The following is a 23,948-nucleotide window of genomic DNA, read 5'->3' on the forward strand; positions in this document are numbered from 1 at the left end:
ATTTTGCCGACGGGTCCCGTCTCAGCGCGGGGCCGGGCGAGCCGGGGCGAGGCGCAGCACCAGCGCGCCGGCGACCATGCAGGCGAGCGAGCCGACCAGCACGCCGACCTTCGTCTCGGCCTCGAGTTCGGGGGTCTTGGCGAAGGCCAGAAGGCCGATGAACAGGCTCATGGTGAAGCCGACCCCGCACAGGAGCGACACGCCGTAGACCTGCCACCACCCGGCATGGGCTGGGCGCTGCGCCAGCCCGAGCCTCACGGCGGCGAGCACGAAGCCGAACACGCCGACCTGCTTGCCCACGAACAGGCCGAGCGCCACGCCCAGCGTCACCGGATCGAGGAGCATCCGCGGTGTGATCCCCGCCAGCGACACGCCCGCGTTGGCGAAGCCGAAGACCGGCAGGATCAGGTAGGCCGACCAGGGCTGGACCGCGTGCTCCAGGACGTGCAGCGGCGAGGTCGGATCGTCCGGCTTACCGGCGCTGAGGCGCAGCGGGATGATCAAGGCCAGCAGCACCCCGGCGATGGTCGCGTGGATGCCTGAGGCGAGAACGAACATCCAGAGGACGACGCCGAGACCCAGGTAGGGCCACAGGCGCGCCACGCCGGCCCTGTTGAGTCCGTAGAGGATGGCGAGCGTCACCCCGGCCCCGCCCAGCATCGGAAGCGACAGTTCGGCCGTGTAGAACAGGGCGATGATGAGCACGGCGCCGAGGTCGTCGATGATGGCGAGCGCCGTCAGGAAGATCTTCAGGGAGACCGGCACACGGGGTCCGAGCAGGGCCAGCACCCCGAGCGCGAAGGCGATGTCGGTGGCGGCCGGGATCGCCCAGCCCCGCAGCGTTCCGGGCGAGTTCCAGTTCACGGCGGCGTAGACGAGGGCGGGCGTGGCCATGCCGCCGAGGGCGGCGAGCCCCGGCAGCACCCGGTCGGGCCACGTGCGCAGGCGCCCGTCGAGCACCTCGCGCTTGATCTCCAGCCCGACGAGCAGGAAGAACACCGCCATCAGGGCGTCGTTGATCCAGTGCAGGAGCGACAACGGGCCGAGATAGGTCTTCAGGGCGGCGAAGTAGGTCTCGGCCAGCGGCGAGTTGGCGACGGCCAGCGCCAGCGCGGCGCTGCCCATCAGGACGAGGCCGCCGCCTGCCTCGCTCGTCAGGGCGTGGCGCAGGGCGGACAGGGGACGGCGGCGCGTCCGCTGGACGGCGTGGTGATGCGATGACACGGACACGGGTCTCCCGCGCTGGCGGCCCGACCAGCGCTCGACCTGCCGGCCCGACCGACGGACCGCGCACCCATGGCGGCCTATCGCACCGAAATCACGCGGGCACAACCCGTATCCGCCCCGCCGCCCGGGTGGAAAGCCGGGCGTGCATCCCACCCGATGATCTTAAATTGAATTTTACAATACCGCCGACAAGCACCCTTGCATCGATTTCAGCAATTCAATAACTTTCGGACCAACAAAGGAGGATACGATGCGCGGTTGTATTTCTATTCCTGTTGTTGCCATCGCGATGTCGATCTTCGCAAGTTCCGTCTTGGCGGATACGCTGCAAACCGACGCTCAAAATGCCGCGACCAAGTGGGACGAAGCCTACAACAGCGGCGACATGGAAACCCTGGGCAAACTCTATACCTCCGATGCCATCGTCATCACCAAGGGGATGCCGCAATCGGGCGAAGGCATACGGACGTTCTTCTCGGGCCTCAAAGCAAAGGGCTGGGAGGACCACAGGACGACCGTGAAGACGGCCCTTCCGAAGGACAACCTGTTGATCGTATCGGGCCGCTGGGAGATGGCCGGCCCGGCCGAGGGCGGCGCCAAGAAGAAGTTCGAGGGCAACTGGGTCAACGTTCTGGAGAAGCGCGACGGCGCTTGGCGCACGGTCCTGCACACCTGGAACTGACCGCGGGCGCGCAAGCCGCCTTGCGTCGTTTCCCACGCCGTCCCGTGCGCGGAGGGACGCGATCCGGGCCGCCTCCGATCGTGCGTGGCGCCGCCCCGGATCGCCTCGCTCCGCCCGCAGGGACGGCGGGAATCGTCCCGGCGTCCCGTCAGACCTCCGCCACGACGATCCGCGCGCCCGCCCCGGTCAAGGCGTGCCGTGCGGCCTGGGAGGCGCGGGCGTCGGTCACGAGCGTCCAGCGACGGGGCAAGGGCGCCCAGGCCATCTGCTCCGCGCGGCCGAGCTTGCCGGCGGTGGCGAGCACGATCATGTCGCCGGCCTGCGCCATCATCGCGGATTTGAGGGCGACTTGATCGAGGCTCGCCTCGCACAATCCGCGTCCCGCCACGACCCCGTCCGCGCTCGTCACCATGCGGTCGGCCGTCAGCCTCCGGAGCGCATCGACGGCCAGGGGTCCGACGGTGCTCATGCTCGTCGCCCGCAAGCCGCCGCCGAGGACGATCAGGTCGATGCCGGGGGCGCGGGCGAGATAGGGTAGCAACGCAAGGTTGTTCGTGATGATGCGAAGGCGCCGGTCCAGGAGGAGGCGGCCGAAGGCCGTCACCGTGGAGCCGGCATCCAGGATCAGGGTTTCGCCGTCCTCGATCAGCGCCAGGGCCGCCCGCGCGATGGCCTGCTTCTCCGGCCCGTCGATGGCGAGCCTCTGGTCCAGGGTGGTTTCGAGGGGGCTTCCTGCGAGGATGGCGCCGCCGTAAGTCCGCCGAACGGCCTTGGTGTCCGACAGGTGCTGGAGGTCCCGCCGCACGGTAGAGGCCGAGACGCCGAATCGCCGTGCGAGATCGTCCACGTCGATCTCGCCGAGCTCCAGCGCCGCCAAGAGCCGCGCACGGCGTTCCGTCCCCCGCATCCCGGTGTCGTCTCCCCCCGCCCGCGACGGGCGGCCGCCGATTAATGCCGGGGCAGAGGTCAGGCCGCCAGCGATTTCGGCGCGAGGTCCACTGCCTGCCGCAGGGCCTCGATCAGGCTCCGCTCGTCCGCTTGGCCCGTGCCCGCGATGTCGAAGGCGGTGCCGTGATCGACCGAGGTGCGGATCACGGGCAGGCCGACGGTGATGTTCACCCCGGCTTCGAGGCCGAGGACCTTGATCGGGCCATGGCCCTGGTCGTGATACATGGCGACGACCATGTCGTAGTCGCCCCGCCCCGCGAGGAAGAACAGCGTGTCGGCCGGCAGCGGGCCGCGCACGTCCCACCCCCTGGCCCGGCACGCCTCCACCGCCGGGGCGATCTTCTCCGCCTCCTCGCCGTGGCCGAACAGCCCGTTCTCGCCGGCATGGGGATTGATGGCGCAGACGCCGATCTTCGGGTCGGCGATTCCGGCCTTCACGAGGACGGCGTGCCCCCGCGCGATGACCCGCTCCACGAGACCCGGTTCGATCCGGGCGATGGCGTCGATCAGGCCGATATGGGTGGTGACGTGGATCACCCGCAGCTTGGGCGAGACCAGCATCATCGAGACCTCCGGCGTGCCGGTCAGGTGCGCCAGCATCTCGGTGTGGCCGGGGAACTTGCGGCCCGCGGCGTGCAGCGCCTCCTTGGACAGGGGCGCCGTGCAGATCCCCTGGGCCGCGCCCGCCTGTACGATCTCCACCGCCTTCGCGATGCACCGGTAGGCCGTCTCGCCCGCCACGGCCGAGACGCGGCCGAAGGGCAGGTCGGCGGGGACGCATTTCAGGTCCACGCACTGCACGGCGTTGACGCCGAAATCGGCCTCGGCCGCCGCGCCCAGCGACGCGACCGCGGTGTCGGCCCCGACGATGCGGCCCGCCTGCCGCAGGCGCTCGGCATCGCCGATCACCAGCGGGCGGCAGAGGTTGTGGACGTCCTGGTGGGCCAGGGCCTTCATGATGATCTCCGGCCCGATGCCGGCGGGATCGCCCATGGTGATCGCGATGGTCGGACGGGTCATGTCAGACTTCCTTCGGTTCGCACTGCGCGCAGGCGGTCTCGGATGCGGAGGAGGCTGTCGGCGTCGCCGAAGGCGCCCGCCTTGGTCGCGATGGGGATCGAGAGCCGCCCCAGGGTCAGGCCGAGCGAGACGCCGGGCTCGATCTCGTCCGCGAGGTGGATGCCCCGGATGTCGAGGCGTGTCAGGAGGGCGGCGGCGGTCTCGCCACCGGTGGCGGCGAGGGCGCCGATCCGCCCGGCGACGGGCGCGAGCGCCTCGGCCAGGGCGTGGGCCAGCCTCGGGCCGAGGCTCATGTCGGGCTCGCCCGCGAGCACGATCTCCACCAGGGCATCGTCGCCGGACGCGAGCCGCGCCGCCACCCTTGTCGCCAGCTCCGCCCGCCCCTGCGGTTCCGCGAGGAGCGTCTGCGGCGTGACGGGCAGGTGCAGGACGGCGCCGCCGGACACGAGGCGCCGGGCGGCGGCCCGGGACACTTCCGACATCGAGCCGACCACGAGCAGCGTGCCGCCCCCGTTCGGCCCGGTGCGAACCGGGTCGGCCGCCCGGGGCGGCAGCGCGGCGGCGAGGGCATGGGCCAGCCCGGCGCTGCCGATGAAGAAGGCCGTGTCTCCCATCGCCAGCCCGGCTTGCGCGATGCGGCGCAGATCGTCGTCGGTCTCGGCGTCGCAGACGGCGATGTGGCCGCCCGTGGCGCCCGCCTCCGCCAACGCATCGTCCAGCGCTCCGTCGCGGATCGTCGCCAGCGGCAGCGTCCGCGACGCGAGGCCGGCGGTGGCGAGCATCGCGCCGAGGTCGGCGCTGTCGTAGCGATGGTCGCGCCGCCAGACCTCCGTCTCCTCCAGCGGGCGCCCGCCCACCCGGACGCGACCGCCGACCGTGGTCCGGCCGGTGCCCGGGAAGGCCGGCGCGAGGATCCCGAACGCCGATCCATGGGTGCGCCGGAGGTGGGCCAGGGTCGCCGCGATCTCGGCGGCGGGCTGCCCCCGCAGGGTCGAATCGATCTTCTTGAACACGCGGCGGCCTTCGCCGGGGAGCTGCCGCAGCAGCGCCGCATGGCGTCGCGCGGCCTCGGCCTCGGCGAGACCGCGGCTGTCCGCATCGTAGGACAGGACCGGGACGGCCTCGTCCCACGCCGCCTGACCCCAGACGACGGCGGCGGCGCGGCCGCGTCGCCGGAACGCGATGGCGCAGTCGGCGGCGCCGGTGAGGTCGTCGGCGAGGATGAGCCACCGCGGATCCATGTCAGGCCCGGCCGGCGGGTGCGGGCTCGACCACGGGCGTCTCCGCCTCGTCGGCGCCGGGGCCGACGATCCTGGATGTCCAGGCCGTGGCGATCGGGACCAGGATGGCCGTGACGACGACGCAGGCCGCCACCAGGATCGTCGCGGGGCCGGCGGCGTCGGCATAGGCCGGGTTCGCGGCGGCGACGATGGCCGGCACGGCGGCCGCGTTTCCGGCGGTCGAGGCGGCGGCGACGCCCGCCACGCCGGTCCCTCCCGTCAGGCGGTCGGCCAGAAACAGGGGGATGCCCGTCAGCACCACCACGGCGACGCCCATGGCGAGCCCCAGGAGGCCGGCCTGCCAGACCTTGGTCAGGTCGAGGCCCGCGCCGAGGGCGAAGGCGAAGAACGGGATCATGACCGGGATCGCCCGGCTCAGGAAGTCCCGCATCTCCCGGTCGAGGTTGCCGATGATCATGCCCACGAACAGGGGCAGGATGGCGCCGACCAGGGTCTGCCAGGGAAAGGCCGAGAGCCCGGCGACGCCGAGGGTGACCATGGTGAGGAACGGACCGCTTTCCAGGGACATGATCGTGTAGGCGCCCACGTCCCGCGGGCGGCCGTACTGGCCCATCAACGCCATGTAGAGGCCGCCGTTCGTGTCGTTCAGGCTGGCGACGATGGCCAGCGTCGACAGCCCCGCGAACATGCCGGCGGCGACCGGCGCCTCCCCCAGGAAGCGCCCGAAGACCAGGCCGAGGACGAGGGCGATCCCGACCTTCACGACGAGAAGCGTGCCGCCCTTCTTCACGATGTACGGGGTCGCCCGGAAATCGATGCTGGCGCCCATGCACACGTAGAACACCGCGAGGATCGTCAGCGCACCGGAGAACAGGGCACCCGTGAACGATCCGAAGAACTTCGGCGTGCCGGGAAAGAAGGTGGCAATCAGCGCGCCGGCCAGGAGGGGGACGACCATCATGCCCCCCGGAACGCGGTCAATGGTCCGTTTGATCGGCAATTGCATCGCCGCGTCCTCCCTGCATGGTTTGAGCAATTATGTTCTGCGGCCCGCCAGGCCGATCGAGGCTCCTTAACATTTTTTGCGCAATACGCGCATTCAGTCAATTATTATGCGCATTGTGCGCAATCATGCGCCGGAGCCGCACAGATTCTTCGTCGTCGGTGCGGGCGGAGCGAGGCAATCCGGGCAGCGGGACGCCTGAGGACGGGACGGCTCCCTCGATCGCTTCGCCGCGATTGCGGGAACGGGGAGCGCTTCGATCCAGGGCCGACCGGGAAGGCCCTAACAGCCGGGCGGGTGGGCCTTGACGTAGATGGCGTAGAGCGAGGTCTGTGCGGTGATGTACAGCCGGTTCCGCTTCGGCCCCCCGAAGCACAGGTTGGAGACGATCTCGGGGATACGGATGCGGCCGATCTGCGTGCCGTCGGGCGCGTAGACCCGGACGGAATCGGCGCTGGAGGTCCACAGGTTGCCCTCCCGGTCGAAGCGGAACCCGTCGAACAGGCCCGCTTCGCTCACGGCGAAGTCCCGGCCCGGCCCCAGCCGTCCGTCCGCCACGGGATAGGCACGGATGACCACCGGCAGGCCGGGCACATGGGTGACGCCCGTCTCCGCGACGTAGAGGGTGCGCTCGTCGGGCGAGAAGGCCAGGCCGTTGGGCCGGACCATATCGCTGACAACCGCCGTGAGCCCGCCCGTGGCCGGATCGAGGCGGAAGACGTGGGCGTGGCCGATCTCGCTCTCGGCCGCCTCGCCCTCGTAGTGGCTGTCGATCCCGTAGGTCGGGTCGGTGAACCAGATGCTGCCATCGGACCTGACGACGACGTCGTTGGGCGAGTTGAGGCGGCGGCCCTCGAACCGGGTGGCCAGGGCCGACCATCGCCCGTCATGCTCGAGGCGGGAGACCCGGCGTCCGCCGTGCTCGCAGGCGATGACCCGGCCTTCGCGGTCGAGGGTATGCCCGTTCTGATACCCGCAGGGCGACTCGAAGACGGAGACCGACCCGTCTGTCTCGTCGAAGCGCATCAGCCGGTCGTTGGGGATGTCGGACCAGAGGACGGATTTGGCGGCCGGAACGTAGACCGGCCCCTCCGTCCAGCGGCCGCCGGTCCACAGACGCTCCAGCTTGGCATGACCGATGATCAGGCGGGCGAAGCGAGGATCGAGGACATCGTAGTCGCTCACGGCCGCATCCCCCGTGACCGCGAGCGCAGCGGGGCGGATCTCGACTCCCTGCTGCGGAGGTGCGCGGTCTCCTGCGTCACGGCCCGGCCTCCCCTGCGACGTGGTGTCGATCACTTAAACACAGGACCTCGCGGCGGTTCCCGCACCGACGGCGAAGCCCGGCGCCGGGGCTCCGGCCGTGCCGTGGCTCGGACCGGTCGAATGCTATTTTTCCGGTCAATGCAATAAAATAGAGAACGGCGAAAGATAACGCTCCAGATAGACATCCGGACTATTAAGAAGATATGTGTTAGACCGATGCGGTATTTCAAATGAAGGAAAGTCGCCGCCCCGTCGATCCATGCTGCGTCTCGCCTGGAACACGGATCGGCGCGAACGCAAGGCGCGAGAATGCGGACGGGATCGGTGCGCGGCGGACGGGCGTCGTGATCCGGGGATCGCGGTCGTGATCGCCCGCCGCCTCCGGGCGCGGGCGCTCCAGCGGATCGCCCGGAGGCGCGGTGTCGCGCCTTCGGCCTGGACCACGGTGGCCGTCCTGATCGCCGGAGTCGCCCTCGCGGTCTGCGCCGCGTGGCTCACCCAACTCCGCAACGATCAGCTCGCCGAAGCCCGCTACGTGCAGATGGCGGATCACGCCGTCTCCGCGATCCGGGAGCGGATGGCGTTGTACGAGAAGGCCCTGCGCGGGGTCCGCGGGGCGATCGCGGCGGTCGGCGTCGATGTGGTCACGAAGGAAGAGTTCGACCGCTACGCCGAGAGCCGGGACGCCGATACCGAGTTCCCGGGCATGAGGGGATACGGCTTCATCCGGCGGGTGGCGCGCCGCGACGAGGCGACCTTCCTCGGCCGGGCGCGGACCGAGGGCGATCCCGCCTTCGCGCTCCGGCAACTCTCGCCGCAGGACGGGGATCGTTACGTCATCGAGTTCGTCTCCCCGCACGACCGCAACGCGGCGGCCCTGGGGCTCGACGTGGCCTCCGAGGAACACCGGCGCGCGGCCGCAGACCTCGCGATGGAGACGGGGAAGGCCGTCCTCACCGCCCCGATCACCCTCGTCCAGGCATCCGGCCTGAACGGGCGGGGGTTCCTCCTGCTCCTCCCGGTCCTCAGGACCGCCGCGAAGGCCGATGGGCCCGATGACCGGAGGGCTGCGACGGTCGGCTGGGCCTACGCTCCCCTCGTGATCGACGAGATGCTCGCGGGGCTGAACATCGGGCACGGCACCGTCTCCGTCGGCATCCGGGACACGGGGTCCGGCGAGGGCGAGTTCTTCGCCTCGGACGCGCCGGACGGGGCGGTACCCGGCCTCTCCCGGACCACGTCGATCGCCGTCTACGGCCGCGAATGGCACGTCACGACGTGGGCCAAGCCCGCCCTCGTCGCGGAACTGGGTCTCCTGCCGCCCCTCCGCCCGGCCCTCGCCGTGGTGGCGCTGACGGGTCTCCTGGCCTGCCTCACGGCAATGCGCGCCTACGGCCACCGCGTGCAGCGGGCGGCGGCGGCCGACAACAGCCGCCTGGCCGCCATCGTCGAGAGCGCGCAGGACGCCATGGTCGGCAAGACGCTCGACGGGGTGATCACCGACTTCAACCCGGCGGCGGAGCGCCTGTTCGGCGTTTCGGCGGCGGAGGCGGTGGGCCGGCAGGCGGCGGAGGTGATGATTCCCTCCGGCTTCCAGGCGGAGGAACGGTGGTGCCTGCTGCGGGCGCGCCGGGGCGAGCCGACCCCACCCTTCGCCTCCTGGCGCGAGAGGCGGGACGGCACCCTCTTCCCCGTGCAGGTCAGCGTCGCCCCCATCCGCGCGCCGGAGGGGCACGTGATCGGCGTCGCCACGGTGATCCGCGACAGCACGGAGCAGGTCGCCGCCGACGAGCAGATCCGGACCCTCAACGCCACGCTCGAACGGCAGGTGGCGGAGCGGACGGCCGCCCTCCGGGCCAGCTCCGCCCTGCAGCGCGCCGTGGTCGAATACGCGGGCCACTCGGTCATCGCCACGGACCTCGGGGGGACCGTCACCCTGTTCAACCCGGCCGCCGAGCGCCTGCTCGGCTACGCGGCGGAGGAAGTCGTCGGCCGGATGAGCCCGGCGGCATTCCACGACCCCGACGAAGTCGCGCGCGGCGCCGAGGTGCTCTCCGCCGAAACGGGCACGCCGGTCGCGCCCGGCATCGACGTCTTCGTCACGCGTCCCAGGCAGGGGCGGCCCGAGACCCGCGAGTGGACCTACGTCACGAAGGGGGGCGAGAGGCTGCCGGTGCTCCTCAGCGTCAGCCTGCTGCGCTCCGACGACGGGCAGGACCTCGGCTACCTCGGCATCGCCATCGACCTGAGCGAGCGCTACCGGCACAAGGCCGAGATGCGGGCCGCCGAAGCAGGCATCTGGAGCTACGACGTCGCGACGGGCCGGGTGCTGCTCTCGGGCGAATGCGCCCGCCAGCACGGGCTGCCCGACCGGGAGGTCGAGATCGATGTCGAACGGGAGTGGCGCGCCCTCGCCCATCCCGACGACGTCCCCCACGTGCTCGCGGACCTCGCCCGCGCCGTCGCGCATGGCGGCAGCTACACCACAGAGTTCCGGGTGCCCCTGCCGGACGGCGGCCTCCGCTGGATCAACGCGCGCGGCCGGGTGGAGACCGACGCCGCGGGCAGGACGGTCCGCGTCCTCGGGCTGACCCTCGACACGACGGCCCGCAAGGAGGCGGAGATCGCCCTGATTGCGGCCAAGGCCGAGGCCGATCGGGCGAACCGGGCCAAGACGGACTTCCTGGCCACCATGAGCCACGAGATCCGCACCCCGCTCAACGCCGTCCTCGGCTTCACCGACCTGATGCTCGCGTCGGGGCGCCTCGACCCCGCCACCCGGCGGCAGGCGAACCTCGTGCGGTCCTCGGGGGCCGCGCTCCTCACCGTCGTCAACGACATCCTCGACTTCTCCAAGGTCGAGGCCGGCGCGGTGGAGCTGGTGGAGCGGCCCTTCGCCCTGCATCCGCTCCTCGACAACTGTATCGCCATCGTGCGGGGGTCGGCCGAGGCCAAGCAACTCGCCCTGCACCTGCGGGTGGATCCCGCGCTCCCGCGCTGGGTCCTGGGCGACGAGAACCGCCTCAGGCAGGTCCTGCTCAACCTGCTCAACAACGCGGTGAAGTTCACGGCAACGGGCTCCGTGACCCTCGCCGTCGCGCCGGGCGAGGATCCCTCGGGCGAGGGGATCGCGATGCGAGTCGTCGACACCGGCATCGGCATCCCCGCAGACAAGCGCGACCGGCTGTTCCGGCACTTCAGCCAGCTCGACGGCTCGATCCAGCGGGACTACGGCGGCACGGGCCTCGGCCTCGCCATCTGCCACCGCCTCGTCGGACTCATGGGCGGCACGGTCGAGGTCACGTCGGAGCCGGGCGCCGGATCGACCTTCGCCTTCACGATCCGCCTGCCGCCGACCGCCCCCGCCTCGGCGGAAGAGACCGTCGCGACGGCCCCGCCGTCCCGCCGGGGGCGCCTCCTCCTCGTCGATGACTCGGGCGTGAACCGGGAGCTGGCCGAGGCCGTGCTGGCCGGGGCGGGCCATTCCGTGCGCTCCGTCGCCGACGGCGCCGCCGCCGTCGCGGCGATCGAGGCCGAGCGGTTCGACCTCGTCCTCATGGACGTGCAGATGCCGGGCATGGACGGGATGACGGCCACCCGCGCGATCCGCGCGCTCCCCGCCCCCGCCGCCTGGGTGCCGGTCGTAGGGATGACCGCCAACGTCCTGCCCGAGCAGATCGAGGCCTACCGGGCGGCGGGGATGGACGCCCATGTGGGCAAGCCCTTCGACCGGACGGAGTTGCTGGCGACCGTCGCCCGCCTCCTGCCGGCCGGCGGGTCGGACGGGGGCGTGCTCCATCCCGGCCTCGACCGGACGACATACCTCGCGACCCGGCGGACCCTGTCGCCGACCCGCCTGCGGGAGGTGCTCGCCATCTTCACGACCGAACTGAGCACGAGCTTCCGGGGCGAGTCCGGCAGCGCGGCGTCGCGGGCCGCGCATCGGCGCAGCGCCCACACCCTCTGCGCCTCGTCGGCGATGATCGGCTTCACGTCCCTGTCGGACGCCTGCCGCGAGGTCGAGGGCTTCGACGAGGCAAGGGTCGCGCGGGACGGCGTCGAGGCCTACGCGGCGACCCTGGAGGCCGCCCGCGCCCTGGCCGCGAGCGCCGAGGGCGCGGTCGAGGCGCTGATCCGGGACATGACGCCCCCGCGGGACGAGGCCGCGCCGCGCCCCGCGTGACGGGCCGCCCCTCGGGCGGCCCCGCCCGACGGTGGCGGCGCGGCGCCCGGCGGATGCGCGATCCTTGCGCTAAATCAAGGCATCGCCCCGCGGCTTCGCCAGGATGCTCCCGTGTTCGAGACAGGGAGATGGCGATGTCGACAGTCGTGGGTGTCACCTCGGTGACGGTGGTGCGGGATGTCCGGATGCCGCGCGGTTCCGCCGTGCGCGCCGTGCCCGTGGCTGCGGGTGCCGGAGGCGTGATCGAGGACGGGTACCGGTATCGAGCCCTCGGAAGCCTCCAGGCCCTGGGCCTGGCGGTCGCCGCCTCGGCGGTGCTGACCGGTCTGCTCTTCCTTCTTTCCTGAACTCCGGACGCCGGGGTCCGGCTGAGGCGACCCCACGGGGAGGCCGACATGGGCTACGGCACGATCCTGGTAACGGTGGACACTGAGGAGGGCGCCCACGGACGGGTGCGCATCGCGGGCCATCTCGCCGACGCCTTCGGGAGCGGGCTGCTCGGGGTATCCGCCCGGATGCCGCCCTGCATCCAGCCCGCCGGGGGGCCGGTCGTGGATGCCCGCACGCTCACCCTTCTCCAGGAGTCCTGCCTGCTCGGCCTGGCCGACGCCCATGCGCTGTTCGAGGTGGCGGCGGCGGAGTGGAGCAGTCGGGAGTGGGCGTCGGACATCGACGATCCCCTGTCCTTCGTCATGCGCCAGGCCGCCCGCGCGGGCTTGGTCGTCACCGGTCGCCCCGATCCCGGGGGGCTGCGACACCTGTCGGCCCATCCGGGCGACCTGGTGATGGATCTTGGTCGGCCGCTGATGGTGGTGCCCCCTCGGGTGGACCATCTGGACGCGCGGCGCGTCGCGGTCGCCTGGCGCGACACCCGCGAGGCGCGCCGTGCCGTGACCGATGCAATGCCGTTCCTGAAGCGGGCCGCAAAGGTCGTCGTTTGCACGATCGAGGAGGGGCGCCCCCGCGATCCGACACCGCTGATCCGCTACCTCGCGGCGCACGACGTCGAGGCGGTGGCCGCGACGCGACCGCCGGAGGGTGCGTCCACCGCCGAGGCGCTGATCGAGCTTGCCTGCGATGAGGCCGCCGACCTCCTCGTGGCCGGGGCGTACGGCCATTCCCGCCTGAGGGAATGGGCCTTCGGCGGCGTCACCCGCGACCTCCTGAACGCCTGCCCGATCTGCTGCCTCCTCAGTCATTGAGGCCGCATGCGTCATCCCGGGGCCGCCCGGCCGCCCCGTCGCGGCGAGGGAGGTGACGTCATCGGGCGACGCCGTGTCTGCGCGATAATCCGCGATGGGGCCGGAGGGTTTTGCTATGGTCGCGGCGAAGGACGCTCGTCGCTCCAGAGGGTGCAGGCCATGACATACCGCCATGACGCGATCTACGCGTCGCGTCGCTCCCCGGTCTTCGCCCGCAACCTCGTGGCCACGTCGCAGCCCCTGGCGACCCAGGCGGGACTGGTGATGCTGGAGCGGGGCGGCAACGCCCTCGATGCCGCCATCGCCGCCGCCATCACCCTCACGGTGGTCGAGCCGACGGGCAACGGCATCGGATCGGACGCCTTCTGCGTCCTGTGGGCGGAGGGAGAACTCCACGGGCTCAACGCCTCCGGGCACTCACCCGCGGCCTGGACGCCGGAGCGCTACGCCCGCCACGCGACGTTCCCCGTGCGGGGTTGGGACACCGTCACGGTGCCGGGGGCGGTCTCGGCCTGGGTGGAGTTGTCCCGCCGCTTCGGCCGCCTCCCCTTCGAAACGCTGTTCGAGCCGGCGATCCGCTATGCCGAGGGCGGGTTCCTCGTCACGCCGGTCATTGCGGAGCTGTGGCGGCGCGGGGCCGCGGAGCTGAAGGACCAGCCGGGCTTCGCCGAGACCTTCATGCCCGGCGGCCGTGCCCCGGCGGCGGGGGAGCTCTTTCGCGCGCCAGGCCATGCCAGCACGCTCCGCGCCATCGCCGAGACGCGCGGCGAGGCGTTCTACCGCGGCGCGCTGGCCGAGACGATGGCCGACTTCGCCCGCCGGCACGGGGCCGCCCTCACCGAGGACGACCTCGCCGCGCACGAGGCCGACTGGTGCGGCACCCTCAGTCAGGATTTCGCGGGCGCGAGCCTGCACGAAATCCCGCCGAACGGCCAGGGCATCGCCGCGCTGATGGCGCTCGGAATCCTGCAGGCCGCCGGGATCGAGGACCTGCCGGTGGACAGCGCCGCCGCGCTCCATCTGCAGATCGAGGCGATGAAGCTCGCCCTCGCGGATGTCTACGCCTACGCCGCCGACCCGCGTCACATGACCCGCGTCACCCCCGCCCACCTGCTCGATCCGGCCTACCTCGCCAGACGCGCCGCCCTGATCGACCGCTCGCGGGCGCAGGTCTTCGGGGCCGGCGCGCCGCACGAGGGCGGCACGGTGTGCCTCGCCACCGGCGACGCCGAGGGCATGATGGTGTCCTACATCCAGTCGAACTACGCGGGCTTCGGCTCGGGCGTGGTGGTGCCGGGAACCGGCATCAGCCTCCAGAACCGCGGCTTCGGCTTCACCCTGGCCGAGGGACACCCCAACAGGGTCGGCCCGCGCAAGCGTCCGTTCAACACCATCATTCCCGGATTCGTCATGCAGGACGGCGCGCCGCTGATGGCCTTCGGCTGCATGGGCGGTCCGATCCAGGCCCAGGGACACCTGCAGATCCTCGTGCGCACGCAGCTCTGGGGCCAGGACGTGCAGACCGCCGCGGATGCGCCGCGCTGGCGCCACGTGGCCGGCCAGCAGGTCGCGGTCGAGGTCAGCTTCCCGGCCCCGGTCCTGTCCGGACTCGAGGCGCTCGGCCACGAACTCATCCGCGAGCCGCCGGATTCCGCCTTCGGCTTCGGCGGCGCCCAGCTCGTGCGGCGGCTTCAGGACGGATACGTGGGCGGGTCGGACCCCCGCAAGGACGGCCAGACGGGCGGCTTCTGACGATCCGGGAGGCGCACGCCAGCCCGGTCCGGCGCGCCCGTCAGTCGACCCTGTACAGGGCCACCTGTCCGATGCCGTCGAGGCCGATCTTCCTGGCGCTGGCCCGCGACAGGTCGATCGCGTAGTCGCGCTTCGTCTTGGTGCGCTCGTTGGTTCGGTCGGTGATCTCGACGACGACCGACCGGCCGTTCCTCTTGTTCACCACCTTCACCTTCGTGCCGAAGGGCAGGCTGTGGTGCGCGGCGGTGAGCCGGTTCGGATCGAAGAGCTCACCGCTCGCGGTCTTCCCCGGGTGCTGGTACCAGCTCGCCCGCCCGCTTCCGATCGGTCTCGCCGCGGCGTCGCGGGGCTGCTCGCGCTCCGAGGGGATGACCGTGAGGCCCGCCCGCGCGGGCTCGGCGGCCACCGCCTCGCCGAAGCGGCCCATCAGGCCGGCCGGACCGGGCGCGGGCGAGGCATCGGACAGCGGCGATCGCGACCGGGTGGGGAGGCTGAGCGCGGAGGTCTCGCCACGGTCTGCCCCGGCATCGGCATTCACCGGGACCGGCGAGGGCGGGGGGAGCCTCGATGTCAGCTCCCTGTAGGTGAAGGCGGGGGCCGGACGGCTCACGGGTGCATCCACCTCCGCCGTCTGCGCCAGCGCGATTCCCGGGCCGGCACACCAGCCGGCGGCGGTGGCGAGCATGCCGTGAACCAGCCGACCCCGTCTCCGCCAAGCTTCCCCGATCATCGCGCCTGCCCCGACTTGAACCGTCCGAACGACCGACAAATCACGACTGTTGATTCGGTTCCGTATCGCACACCAAGACTGTTGTTCTGCGTAATTTGCGCTCAGACCAACCAGCGAAGACAAGCCTGGCATTTCCGGCAGGGCTTGGATCATATTGCGAGAGCCGTGGGCGAGCGGATCGAGCCGGCCCGGCCGTGGATCCATGATCGTCCATACAAGCTCAGAGAAGCGATAATCGAGGCACGAGAGCCGACTCGGTCGAATACGGCCGCCGGGATGTACTCGGGCAACAAACTGAAACATTCGGCATGACGTCGATGCCACACCCTGCTCCCCACAGGCCGGGAAGACGGGACAACGTCTCGCAAGGCCGCGCCATCCTTCCTTTTCGCGCGCCGATCCGCAATAAAAGCGGCCTACCGGTAGACGGCAACCAGTGACATCGCCGCCCAGCGCACTATCTCACGTTGTACAGCGGCGCCGACCGGACGGGTGGCTCCCGAAGATCCGTCCGTCACCGCCGGGTCGCACCGCGCCTGTCGCGGTTTCCGGGGCCGTCCGGGCCTAACCCAATCCCCTGGTTGTATCGGCGCCCCCGTGCCCCAGGGCGCCCGATACCGCCGCGCGGCCGGGCCTCCCGAGTCCCAGCCCGTCGCCACACGCGAAGCGAGGAGTTTCAATGGATCCCTACGGCGAGACGGCACTTCGCGAGGCGACGGAAGCCGGATTGATGCCGCGGGAGATCGATGGCTTGCTCGAAGGCCGCCCGATGACATCGCTGGTGCCGCCGCTTCCGGCCGAGACGATCGACGCCTATGCCGACCGGGCCACGAGCGAGTTGTTCATGCGGTATCTCGTAGAGGGCGCCGGGGCGCCGCCGCCCGTCGCGTGACGGGCGGTGCCGGGACGGAACGCTCTCAGGCGGTGAGCCGGCGGGTGTTGTCGGCGACCAGTTCCCGGTAGCGCGCGAGGACGTCCCCGGCGCTGCCACCGGTCATCAGCGTATTGGTCGCCTCCATCGCGGCCAAGACCTTCTCCTCGACCATGGACACCATCTCGGCCTGGGCCTCGGCCCCGCCCCACGCGATCCGCACGAGCCGCAACTCCACCACCTTCTGCGCTTCGACGGCGAGAAGGAACGCGGCGTAAAAGGGATTCAGCATGGGGACTCCGTCAGCGTGACCGTACGCGACAACGCCGGCGGCACGGCATGGTCCCGGCCGCCGGTGACGCAGGGCGCGCCGCGCCCCGCGCCGGAAACGCGGAGCGCCCGCCCCGTCACGCCCGGTTGATCGGACCCGGCGGCTGCGGCGCCGGAGGCTCGCCCGGCGGATCGCCGATGGGAGGCGCCGGATCGGGCGCCGGGACCGGATCGGGCGGCGGATCGCCGATGGGCGGCAGCGGATCGTCAGGACGCGGTGTGTCGGACATGGTGGCAGGCCCCCCGGATAGGCTCCCTCGAGCGGGAGCCGGCACCAACGCGTGGCGGGCCGGAGGGATGCGACGCGTCGGCGCCGGTCCCCGATCGAGACGGCTCGAAGGGGTCCGGTCGCGCCTCAGGCGTCCTGCGCTGCGGCGGCCCGCGCGGGCAGCACCCAGTTCGGCCGGATGAAGTGGCAGGTGTAGCCGTCCGGGCGGCGCTCCAGGTAATCCTGATGCTCCGGCTCGGCCTCCCAGAACGGCCCGGCGGGCGCCACCTCGGTCACGACCTTGCCCGGCCAGAGGCCAGAGGCGTCGACGTCGGCGATGGTGTCCTTCGCCACGCGGCGCTGCTCCTCGTCGCCGTAGAAGATCGCCGAGCGGTAGCTGAGGCCGCGGTCGTTGCCCTGCCGGTTCGGCGTCGTCGGGTCGTGGATCTGGAAGAAGAATTCCAGCAGGCGCCGGAAGCTCGTGCGCGACGGGTCGTAGACGATCTCGATCGCCTCGGCGTGGGTGCCGTGGTTGCGGTAGGTCGCGTTCGGAACGTCGCCGCCGGTGTAGCCGACCCGGGTCGACACAACACCTTCCTGGCGCCGGATCAGATCCTGCATCCCCCAGAAGCACCCGCCCGCCAGCACTGCCGTCTGCGTCTGCATCGTCATCATCCGTCGATCGTTGCGCGTCTCAGCCGGATATGGTGCCGCAGACGGCGCTTGTCAGGCGGGCGGACAAAATCGCGCGCCGGCGAGGGTGTGGCGGTCGCAGCCCCGGAACCCCGTCTGGCTTTCGCACGGGAGGCCCCTACCCTGATGATCGTCCGCCGCGCACCGGAGACCGGTTCATGCTGTCGCGATCTGCCTTTTTCAGCCTTGTCGCAGGGGTGCTGCTCGCGGCGCCAGTCCAGGCGCAGCAGCCGACGGGCCAGATGGAGATGGACTGCTCGCGCTTCACGCACAATCCCGACGGATCATGGAGCGTGAAGCAGCCCCTCGAACTCTTCAGCGATACCGGCCGCGTCCGGATCTCCCCCGGGCCGCCCTTCAAGCGCGGCATGTCCCTCGGCGGGCTCGACATCGCGAAGATGCTCGACCAACAGTGCCGCTAGGGTTCTGGATCGGACGCCACCCCCGTCTTTGCGAGCGTCGGCCGGGACTGGTCGATTGGTGCAAAAACAATACGTTCGTGCGGGCACGCAGGAACCGAGTGAGTGCGACACTTCACTGAGGCAGCGGTCTCGGCCCGTCGGAGCGGAGCGGCGACGTGATGGCGGGTGAGGGTCCGAGCGTCGCCTGTCTCGGCGAATGCATGGTGGAGCTGCGCACCCGGCCGGACGGGCTGCTCGCCCGCTCCTACGGCGGGGACACGCTCAACACGGCCCTGTACCTCGCACGGCTCGGCGTCTCCACCTCCTACGTCACCGCCCTGGGCGACGACGATTTCAGCGCCGACATGGTGAGGGCCTGGGAGGCGGAGGGCATCGGGACGGGGCACGTCCTGCGGCTGCCCGGTTGCCTGCCCGGCCTCTACATCATCGAGACGGACGAGTCCGGCGAGAGGCGGTTCCTGCACTGGCGGGACAGCGCGCCGGTGCGCCGGATCTTCGATCCGCCCCATGTCGCGGCGGTGCGGACCGCGCTCCTGGCGGCCGACGTGCTGTATCTCTCGGGAATCACCCTCTCGCTGTTTGGGGCCGAGGCCCGGGAGCGGCTGATTGCGGCCCTGGCCGACGCCCGAGCGGCCGGGCGCCGCGTCGTCTTCGATACGAACTTCCGCCCCCGGGGTTGGCCCGACCGCGAGGAGGCGATGCGGACCTATGCCCGCGTTCTGCCGCTCTGCCACACGGTCCTCGCCGGTATCGACGACGTCCGGCAGATGGGTGAGGACACCACGGCGTCGCGGCTCGCGGCGCGGCTGTGCGAACTCGGGGTGACCGAGGCCGTGGTGAAACTCGCCGAACCGGGCTGCCTCGTGCGCCATGCCGGCGTCGAGGACATGGTCCCCATCCCGGCCCCGGTGGTCCCCGTGGACACCACCGCCGCGGGCGACAGCTTCGCCGCCGCCTACCTCGCCGCGCGACTGGCGGGCGAGGCCCCCGCCGCCGCCGCGCTCGCCGGCCACGGGTTGGCGGCCTGCGTGATCCGCCACGCCGGAGCCATCATTCCCCGGGAGGCGATGCCGGTGGCGGGCCGATGAGGAGGCTGGCTTCACCCTCGCGGAGATGGTGGTTCCCCCGACCCTGGCGGGGCTGGTCGCCCTCCTGCTTGTCCAATCGCTCCAGGCCACGGCGATGATGCCCCGGGGCGCCCGCAGGCTCGCCGCGCAGGAGAACGTGCAGATCGTCCGCGGCCATCTGGGCCGCACCCTCGCGAACGCCATGCTCCGTCGCCGGGACGGACGGCGGGTGACCTTCCTCCGGCAGGGCGGCCACATGGTCGCCACCATCGCGGCGGACCGCGGGGCGGGGCGCGTCTCGGAGATGCTGGTCGGCCTGCTCGCGGCGGAGACGCCGGGCGCCACCGGGCTTTCGCCAGTCGAGACCGCCCACATCGCCTCCGGCGGCGGCGCGATCCGCTTCGCGGTCCAGGATGAGGCGGGGCTGATCGACCTGACCGCATGGCCGCGACCGCTCCCGGAGGACGCGTTCCGCGCAACCGGTGGCCGTCCCGCACCCCGCCTGCGCCGCGATCGGCCGGACGATCGCGGACGAGGGTGGCGCCCGCTGACGCGCCGGTATTGATGGAATCCTTATAAGATCCCGCTCCGTCCCGTCTCGAACCCTAACGCGGTTCCGGGCCATCGTCCGCATCGGCCGGGACCGGTCGCGGCTCCCCGCGTCCGGCCCGCCGAACCGGACCGACCACCATGCCCGATCTCCTCTTCACCGCCGGGGGCCTCGCGTTCTTCGCGCTCACCGCCGGCTACGTCGCGCTCTGCGACCGCCTCTGAGGCACACCGCCATGACCCTCGACCTCGCGCTGGGCGCCCTCGTGACGGCCGGCCTCCTCGTCTACCTCACCTACGCCCTCGTCCGCCCCGAGCGGTTCTGAGCGGCGCTGACGGACCCCACCCCGGAAAACCCTGCCATGACAACCAACGGCTGGATCCAGATCGCGCTCTACTGCGCGGTCGTTCTGGCGCTCGTGAAGCCGCTCGGGGCCTACATGACCCGCGTCTTCACCGGTGAGCGCACCTTTCTCTCGCCCGTGCTCGCGCCGATCGAGCGCGGGCTCTACCGCGTGGCCGGCATCGATGCCCGCCAGGAGCAGACCTGGCTCGCCTATGCGGGCGGGATGATCGTCTTCAACCTGCTGGGCTTCGTGCTGCTTTACGCGATCCTGAGATTGCAGGCGGCGCTGCCGTACAATCCGGCCGACCAGTCGGCGGTGGCCCCGGACCTCGCGTTCAACACGGCGACGAGCTTCGTCACCAACACGAACTGGCAGTCCTACGGCGGCGAGACCACGCTCTCCTACCTCTCCCAGATGCTGGGCCTGACGCACCAGAACTTCGTGTCGGCGGCCTCGGGCATCGCCGTGGCGGTGGCGCTGATCCGCGGGTTCGCCCGGGCCTCGACCAAGACGCTGGGCTCGTTCTGGGTCGATATGACCCGCGCCACCCTCTACGTGCTCCTGCCGGTCTGCATCGTCTTCACCCTCGTCCTGGTCTCCCAGGGAATGCCGCAGACGCTCGGCGCCTACGTGGACGCGACCACGCTGGAGGGCGCCAAGCAGACCATCGCGGTCGGCCCGGTGGCGAGCCAGGTGGCGATCAAGATGCTGGGCACCAACGGCGGCGGCTTCTTCAACGCCAACGCCGCGCACCCCTTCGAGAACCCCACCGCGCTGTCGAACTTCCTCCAGATGATCTCGATCTTCGTGATCGGCGCCGCGCTCACGAACGTCTTCGGCCGCATGGTCGGGGACGAGCGCCAGGGCTGGGCGATCCTGGCGGCGATGGGCCTGCTCTTCGTGGCCGGCGTCGCCGTCACCTACTGGGCCGAGGCGAACGCGACCGGCGTCCTGTCCCAGCTCGGGCTGACCGGCGGCAACATGGAGGGCAAGGAGACCCGCTTCGGCATCGCCGCGTCGGCGCTGTTCGCGGTCATCACCACCGCGGCCTCCTGCGGCGCGGTGAACGCCATGCACGACTCGTTCACGGCGCTCGGCGGCCTGATCCCGCTCCTCAACATGCAACTCGGCGAGGTCATCATCGGCGGCGTCGGCGCCGGCCTCTACGGGATGCTGATCTTCGTCATCGTGGCGATCTTCGTGGCGGGCCTGATGGTCGGCCGCACCCCCGAGTATCTCGGCAAGAAGATCGAGGCGAAGGAAGTGAAGATGGCCATGCTCGGCATCCTCTGCCTGCCGCTGATGATGCTGGGCTTCACCGCGCTCGCCACAGTGGTGCCCGCGGGCCTTGCCGGACCGGCTAATGCCGGGCCGCACGGCTTCAGCGAGATCCTCTATGCCTACACCTCGGCGGCGGCGAACAACGGCTCGGCCTTCGGCGGGCTCACGGCCAACACCCTGTTCTACAACACGACGCTCGCCATCGGCATGCTGGTCGGCCGGTTCTTCGTGAAGATCCCGGTGCTCGCCATCGCGGGCTCCCTCGCGGCCAAGAAGACGCTTCCCGCCTCGGCGGGCACGTTCCCGACCCACGGCGGCCTGTTCGTCGGGTTGCTGGTCGGCGTGGTGCTGATCATGGGCGGCCTGACCTTCTTCCCGTCCCTGGCCCTCGGCCCCATCGTCGAGCACTTCGCCGGGGCCGCCGGTCAGACCTTCTCGACGGGGGGCTGAGATGCCACGCTCCCACCCGACCCGCCGCGTGCCGCGCCACCACCTCGCGCTTCACCGGCCCCCGCAGCGGCGCGACAGCGCCGGTGCCCAGGCCCTGCGGACCTCCGACCTCATCCTGGCGCTCCTCGGCGTCGTGATGCTCGGCGGCCTCGCCCTCGCCGCCGCCTTCGTCCTAGCCGCCGGCGCGACCGCCCCCTGAACCCGGCAGGCCCGGCCCTCGCGGCCGGGCCCCACCGCCCCTTTCCGGACACCTCACACCATGTCCCGCCAGACCTCATCCCTGTTCAGCGCCGCCCTCGTCGGGCCGGCCCTCCTCGGCTCGATCAAGAAGCTCGACCCCCGTGCCATGATCCGCAACCCGGTCATGTTCGTGGTCGAAGTGGTGGCCGCGCTGACCACCGTGCTTTTCATCCGCGACCTCGCCACAGGCGGAGCCGACCTGCTCTTCTCCGGCCAGATCATCCTCTGGCTGTGGTTCACGCTGATCTTCGCGAACTTCGCCGAGGCGCTGGCCGAGGGGCGCGGCAAGGCCCAGGCCGACAGCCTGCGCCGCACCCGCACCGAGATGACCGCCAAGCGCCTCACCGGCCAGGGCCGGGCCTTCGAGACGGTGCCCGGTACCTCCCTCAAGGTCGGCGACGTGGTGCTCGTCGAGGCGGGCGACCTGATTCCCTCCGACGGCGAGGTGATCGAGGGCGTCGCCTCCGTGAACGAGGCGGCCATCACGGGCGAATCCGCTCCCGTGATCCGCGAATCCGGCGGCGACCGCTCGGCGGTCACCGGCGGCACGCAGGTCCTGTCCGACGAGATCAAGGTCCGCATCACGGCCGCCGCCGGCTCGACCTTCGTCGATCGCATGATCGCGCTGGTCGAGGGCGCCTCGCGCCAGAAGACCCCGAACGAGATCGCCCTGAACATCCTGCTCGCCGGGCTCACCCTGGTCTTCGTCTTCGCCGTGGCCTCGATCCCGAGCTTTGCGAGCTACGCGGGCGGATCGATCCCGGTGATCGTGCTGGTCGCCCTGTTCGTCACCCTGATCCCGACCACCATCGGCGCCCTGCTCTCGGCGATTGGCATCGCCGGCATGGACCGGCTGGTGCGGTTCAACGTCCTCGCCATGTCGGGCCGGGCCGTCGAGGCCGCGGGCGACGTCGATACGCTGCTCCTCGACAAGACCGGCACAATCACGCTCGGCAACCGCCAAGCGACCGAGTTCCGCCCCGTGCGCGGCGTCACCGAGCAGGACCTCGCCGACGCAGCGCAGCTCGCCTCGCTGGCGGACGAGACGCCGGAGGGCCGCTCGATCGTGGTGCTCGCCAAGGAGAAGTACGGCATCCGCGCCCGGGACATGGCGAGCCTGAACGCGACCTTCGTTCCGTTCACCGCGCAGTCGCGCATGTCGGGCGTCGATCTCCAGGGCACGTCGATCCGCAAAGGCGCGGTCGACGCGGTCATCGCCTCGGTCTCGGGCCAGCCGGTCGCGTCGCGCGGCTCGAACGTCGCCCTGGCGGTCCGCCCCGAGGCTGAGACCGGCGTCGTCGGCGAGATCCGCGCCATCGCCGAGGAGATCGCGAAGGCCGGAGGAACCCCGCTGGCCGTGGCCAAGGACGGTCGCCTGCTCGGCGTGGTCTACCTCAAGGACATCGTGAAGGGCGGCATCCGCGAGCGGTTCGCGGAGCTCCGCCAGATGGGCATCCGCACGGTGATGATCACCGGCGACAACCCGATGACCGCCGCGGCCATCGCGGCGGAAGCCGGGGTGGACGACTTCCTCGCCCAGGCGACCCCGGAGGACAAGCTGGCACTGATCCGCAAGGAGCAGTCGCAGGGCAAGCTGGTCGCCATGTGCGGCGACGGCACCAACGACGCCCCGGCCCTCGCCCAGGCGGATGTCGGCGTCGCCATGAACACCGGCACGGTGGCCGCCCGCGAGGCCGGCAACATGGTCGATCTCGACAGCGACCCGACGAAGCTCATCGAGATCGTCGGCATCGGCAAGCAGTTGCTGATGACCCGCGGCGCGCTGACCACCTTCTCCATCGCCAACGACGTGGCGAAGTACTTCGCGATCATCCCGGCGATGTTTCTGACGCTGTACCCGCAGCTCCAGGCGCTCAACGTGATGCACCTCGCCTCGCCGCAGAGCGCCATCCTGTCGGCGATCATCTTCAACGCGCTCATCATCATCGCGCTGATCCCCCTTGCCCTGAAGGGCGTGGCCTACAGGGCCGTCGGCGCGGCCTCGCTCCTGCGGCGCAACCTGCTGATCTACGGCCTCGGCGGCGTCCTCGTGCCCTTCGCCGGCATCAAGGCCATCGACCTCGCCGTCAGCGCCCTGCACTTGGCGTGAACGCTCTTCCCCTCCCCCCTGCGGGGAGGGGCAGGGGTGGGGGTGGTACCGGATGGGGCTCGACGGCCCCTCCCGAACCACCCCCGCCCCCCTACCCCTCCCCGCACGGGGGAGGAAAGACCCCAG

22 protein-coding genes are annotated in these 23,948 nt (G+C 71.2%); 13 read left to right on the top strand and 9 right to left on the bottom strand.

What is annotated here, in order from left to right; all coding sequences use genetic code 11:
• Positions 1-21: 21 nt before the first annotated feature.
• Complete coding sequence (gene nhaA, locus MFF06_RS09665; RefSeq protein WP_238203257.1) at positions 22-1,224, bottom strand: Na+/H+ antiporter NhaA; 1,203 nt, start codon at positions 1,222-1,224, stop codon at positions 22-24.
• Positions 1,225-1,477: 253 nt separating this feature from the next.
• On the opposite strand from nhaA, the gene MFF06_RS09670 reads away from it, so the two are divergent.
• Entirely contained in the window at positions 1,478-1,909 is a 432-nt protein-coding gene (locus MFF06_RS09670; RefSeq protein WP_238203275.1) for a YybH family protein, read from the top strand.
• 148 nt (positions 1,910-2,057) lie between these two features.
• Here MFF06_RS09670 and MFF06_RS09675 read toward each other — a convergent pair whose 3' ends face one another.
• The 5 genes from MFF06_RS09675 to MFF06_RS09695 form a co-directional block, all read right to left on the bottom strand.
• Entirely contained in the window at positions 2,058-2,816 is a 759-nt protein-coding gene (locus MFF06_RS09675; protein WP_238203277.1) for a DeoR/GlpR family DNA-binding transcription regulator, read from the bottom strand.
• A 59-nt stretch (positions 2,817-2,875) separates the two neighbouring features.
• A complete protein-coding gene (pdxA, locus tag MFF06_RS09680) occupies positions 2,876-3,877 on the bottom strand; it encodes a 4-hydroxythreonine-4-phosphate dehydrogenase PdxA (RefSeq protein WP_238203279.1) in 1,002 nt (333 codons plus the stop codon).
• A complete protein-coding gene (locus tag MFF06_RS09685) occupies positions 3,874-5,118 on the bottom strand; it encodes a four-carbon acid sugar kinase family protein (RefSeq protein WP_238203280.1) in 1,245 nt (414 codons plus the stop codon). The genes pdxA and MFF06_RS09685 overlap by 4 nt, the downstream gene beginning before the upstream one ends.
• A gap of 1 nt (position 5,119) precedes the next feature.
• Positions 5,120-6,124: a 2-keto-3-deoxygluconate permease gene (locus tag MFF06_RS09690; protein ID WP_283207261.1), complete on the bottom strand. Its 1,005-nt coding sequence runs from the start codon at positions 6,122-6,124 to the stop codon at positions 5,120-5,122.
• A gap of 279 nt (positions 6,125-6,403) precedes the next feature.
• Positions 6,404-7,306: an SMP-30/gluconolactonase/LRE family protein gene (locus tag MFF06_RS09695; protein ID WP_238203281.1), complete on the bottom strand. Its 903-nt coding sequence runs from the start codon at positions 7,304-7,306 to the stop codon at positions 6,404-6,406.
• A gap of 445 nt (positions 7,307-7,751) precedes the next feature.
• On the opposite strand from MFF06_RS09695, the gene MFF06_RS09700 reads away from it, so the two are divergent.
• From MFF06_RS09700 to MFF06_RS09715, 4 genes are all read left to right on the top strand, one after another.
• A complete protein-coding gene (locus MFF06_RS09700; protein WP_238203282.1) occupies positions 7,752-11,570 on the top strand; it encodes a PAS domain S-box protein in 3,819 nt (1,272 codons plus the stop codon).
• Positions 11,571-11,704: 134 nt separating this feature from the next.
• Complete coding sequence (locus tag MFF06_RS09705) at positions 11,705-11,917, top strand: hypothetical protein (protein WP_238203283.1); 213 nt, start codon at positions 11,705-11,707, stop codon at positions 11,915-11,917.
• A 48-nt stretch (positions 11,918-11,965) separates the two neighbouring features.
• Positions 11,966-12,772 carry a universal stress protein gene (locus MFF06_RS09710; RefSeq protein ID WP_238203284.1) on the top strand — a complete coding sequence of 269 codons (807 nt, stop codon included), beginning with the start codon at positions 11,966-11,968 and terminating at the stop codon, positions 12,770-12,772.
• Positions 12,773-12,931: 159 nt separating this feature from the next.
• A complete protein-coding gene (locus MFF06_RS09715; RefSeq protein WP_238203286.1) occupies positions 12,932-14,524 on the top strand; it encodes a gamma-glutamyltransferase family protein in 1,593 nt (530 codons plus the stop codon).
• Between the two features lie 40 nt (positions 14,525-14,564).
• Here MFF06_RS09715 and MFF06_RS09720 read toward each other — a convergent pair whose 3' ends face one another.
• On the bottom strand, positions 14,565-15,209 hold the full coding sequence (locus MFF06_RS09720; RefSeq protein WP_238203288.1) for a septal ring lytic transglycosylase RlpA family protein: 645 nt from the start codon (positions 15,207-15,209) through the stop codon (positions 14,565-14,567).
• Positions 15,210-15,933: 724 nt separating this feature from the next.
• Between MFF06_RS09720 and MFF06_RS09725 the strand changes: the two genes are divergently transcribed.
• Complete coding sequence (locus MFF06_RS09725) at positions 15,934-16,146, top strand: hypothetical protein (RefSeq protein WP_238203290.1); 213 nt, start codon at positions 15,934-15,936, stop codon at positions 16,144-16,146.
• Between the two features lie 25 nt (positions 16,147-16,171).
• Here the strand turns inward: MFF06_RS09725 and MFF06_RS09730 are convergent, their stop codons facing one another.
• Complete coding sequence (locus MFF06_RS09730) at positions 16,172-16,417, bottom strand: hypothetical protein (RefSeq protein WP_238203292.1); 246 nt, start codon at positions 16,415-16,417, stop codon at positions 16,172-16,174.
• A 393-nt stretch (positions 16,418-16,810) separates the two neighbouring features.
• Positions 16,811-17,329 (bottom strand): peptide-methionine (S)-S-oxide reductase MsrA, encoded by a 519-nt coding sequence (msrA, locus tag MFF06_RS09735; RefSeq protein ID WP_238203295.1) that lies wholly within the window; start codon positions 17,327-17,329, stop codon positions 16,811-16,813.
• 185 nt (positions 17,330-17,514) lie between these two features.
• Between msrA and MFF06_RS09740 the strand changes: the two genes are divergently transcribed.
• From MFF06_RS09740 to kdpB, 7 genes are all read left to right on the top strand, one after another.
• A complete protein-coding gene (locus MFF06_RS09740; protein WP_238203297.1) occupies positions 17,515-17,778 on the top strand; it encodes a hypothetical protein in 264 nt (87 codons plus the stop codon).
• 158 nt (positions 17,779-17,936) lie between these two features.
• Positions 17,937-18,866 carry a sugar kinase gene (locus MFF06_RS09745; RefSeq protein ID WP_238203298.1) on the top strand — a complete coding sequence of 310 codons (930 nt, stop codon included), beginning with the start codon at positions 17,937-17,939 and terminating at the stop codon, positions 18,864-18,866.
• 28 nt (positions 18,867-18,894) lie between these two features.
• Complete coding sequence (locus MFF06_RS09750; RefSeq protein ID WP_238203299.1) at positions 18,895-19,410, top strand: hypothetical protein; 516 nt, start codon at positions 18,895-18,897, stop codon at positions 19,408-19,410.
• A gap of 220 nt (positions 19,411-19,630) precedes the next feature.
• Positions 19,631-19,720, top strand: coding sequence for a K(+)-transporting ATPase subunit F (locus tag MFF06_RS09755; protein WP_017484418.1), 90 nt, complete (start codon positions 19,631-19,633; stop codon positions 19,718-19,720).
• Positions 19,721-19,756: 36 nt separating this feature from the next.
• Positions 19,757-21,472 carry a potassium-transporting ATPase subunit KdpA gene (gene kdpA, locus MFF06_RS09760; RefSeq protein ID WP_238203300.1) on the top strand — a complete coding sequence of 572 codons (1,716 nt, stop codon included), beginning with the start codon at positions 19,757-19,759 and terminating at the stop codon, positions 21,470-21,472.
• A gap of 1 nt (position 21,473) precedes the next feature.
• Entirely contained in the window at positions 21,474-21,671 is a 198-nt protein-coding gene (locus tag MFF06_RS09765) for a hypothetical protein (RefSeq protein ID WP_238203301.1), read from the top strand.
• 60 nt (positions 21,672-21,731) lie between these two features.
• Positions 21,732-23,822 (top strand): potassium-transporting ATPase subunit KdpB, encoded by a 2,091-nt coding sequence (gene kdpB / locus MFF06_RS09770; protein ID WP_238203302.1) that lies wholly within the window; start codon positions 21,732-21,734, stop codon positions 23,820-23,822.
• Positions 23,823-23,948: the final 126 nt, after the last annotated feature.

The organism is Methylobacterium aerolatum, from assembly GCF_022179085.1.
Lineage (GTDB): Bacteria > Pseudomonadota > Alphaproteobacteria > Rhizobiales > Beijerinckiaceae > Methylobacterium > Methylobacterium aerolatum.